Raw genomic sequence first — 1,370 nt, forward strand, 5'->3', positions numbered from 1 at the left:
GGGCCTTGACCCTGGTTCTTGGACACGCTGATTCCAGCCATCGGCTGGGGAAGCGAGATGATCAGGACCATGGCCCGCAAGAACTATTCCGAGGAGTTTCGTCGGCAGGCTGTCGACTTGTACGAGTCCACTCCGGGAGCGACGCTGCGTGGGATCGCGGCGGATCTCGGGATCGAGCGGGCGACCCTGGCTCGCTGGGTCGAGGTGTATGGCTCGGGCAAGAAGACGACGGCCGACGGCGCCACGGTCTCCAGCCCTTCCCGGGGCCGTCAGCGTGCGACCAGGGCGGGTGCTGAGCCGGAGTCGCCGGAGGCGAGGATCGCCCGGCTCGAGACCGAGAACGCGCAGTTGCGGGCGGAGCAGACCAAGCTCACGACCGAGCGGGAGATTCTGCGCCAGGCGGCCAAGTATTTCGCCGGGGAGACGAACTGGTGAACCGCTTCCAGTTCGTTGCGGACCACTGCACCACCTTTGAGGTGAAGCGGCTGTGCGCGCTCGTCGAGATCGAGCGTTCGTCGTACTACGCCTGGTTGAAGGCCGCCCCCGCCCGCCGGCAGCGCGCCGCGGACGACGCGGCGCTTGCGGCGCGGATCCGGTCGGTTCATGACGACGACAACACCCAGGGTGCCCCGCGGATCACCACCGAACTCAACGCCGGCGCCGGTGCTGGTGACGGTGAGCGGGTGAACCACAAGCGGGTTGCTCGGGTGATGCGCGAACACGGCATCGTCGGCTACCGGCGTCGCCGCAAGGTCCGCACCACGGTCCCCGAACCGGCCGACCGCAAGGTGCCCGACCTGCTCAACCGGGACTTCACCGCTCCTGCGGCGAACCAGCGTTACGTCGGCGACATCACGTACCTGCCGCTTGCCGACGGCAACAACCTGTATCTGGCCACGGTGATCGACTGCTACTCCCGCCGCCTGGCCGGCTGGTCGGTCGCGGACCACATGCGCACCGAGCTGGTCGAAGACGCACTGAAGGCTGCAGCCGCGACCCGCGGCAGCCTCGCCGGCGCGGCCTTCCACAGCGATCACGGGGCCCAGTACACCTCGAAGGATTTTGCCCTGTTGTGCAAGGAGCTCGGGGTCACCCAGTCCATGGGGGCCGTGGGAACGAGCGCTGACAACAGCCTCGCCGAATCGTTCAACGCGACTCTAAAACGGGAGGTCCTCCAAGACCACAACTCCTGGTCCGACGAGGCCACCTGCCGCCGCCAAGTCTTCCGCTGGCTGGTCAGGTACAACACTCGCCGACGCCACTCCTGGTGCCGCTACCTGTCCCCGAACACCTACGAAGCCCTCTACCCCGCTACGCTCCCGTCAGCGGCGTAATCCACCACCCGTGTCCACGAACCGGGGGTAAGGCCC

At 67.4% G+C, this 1,370-nt stretch carries 1 protein-coding gene; it reads left to right on the forward strand.

The features are described 5' to 3' along the window. Positions 1-69: 69 nt before the first annotated feature. Positions 70-1,334, forward strand: a protein-coding gene (locus ACGFIF_RS44330; RefSeq protein ID WP_393163984.1) for an IS3 family transposase whose coding sequence is annotated in 2 segments (ribosomal slippage) — positions 70-415 and positions 415-1,334 — 1,266 coding nt in all. Because the reading frame shifts where the segments join, the coding sequence is not laid out codon by codon here. Positions 1,335-1,370: the final 36 nt, after the last annotated feature.

Origin of the sequence: Kribbella sp. NPDC049174 (assembly GCF_043197365.1) — a bacterium.
In the GTDB taxonomy this organism is placed as follows: Bacteria; Actinomycetota; Actinomycetes; order Propionibacteriales; family Kribbellaceae; genus Kribbella.